At 49.0% G+C, this 308-nt stretch carries 1 protein-coding gene; it reads left to right on the top strand.

The features are described from left to right. Window positions 1-80: 80 nt before the first annotated feature. Window positions 81-308: hypothetical protein (locus R0J87_RS19305; RefSeq protein ID WP_498888259.1), on the top strand; the 228-nt coding region annotated here is incomplete at its 3' end.

Genomic DNA, 308 nt, shown 5'->3' with positions numbered 1-308 from the left:
AGCTCGTATGTGGGTTTTCCGCTCACACGAACACATCAATTAAAGTCATATACTCATCTCCACAAGAAAGAGGCGCTTTTATGGATATCCGCTATCAAACATTCACTTCAGAACCGCCGAAAACTCTAACAGAAGAAATCACCGCGCTGCACCGGGAGATTTTTGGCGGGCCGGGCCATTGGCTGGAAAAGCTGAACAGACAGGAACACGCATTGATCCACTTAGCTTTAGTTGATGGCCACGTGGCGGGCTATAAAATCGGCTACGGATTAGATGGCGCAAAGTTCTATAGCTGGCTTGGCGGCGTC

Origin of the sequence: Halomonas sp. SIMBA_159, assembly GCF_046536035.1 — a bacterium.
GTDB classification, from domain to species: domain Bacteria; phylum Pseudomonadota; class Gammaproteobacteria; order Pseudomonadales; family Halomonadaceae; genus Vreelandella; species Vreelandella venusta_A.
The sequence above is the reverse complement of the archived record's forward strand: the minus strand, read 5'-3'. Positions and strand labels throughout refer to the sequence as shown.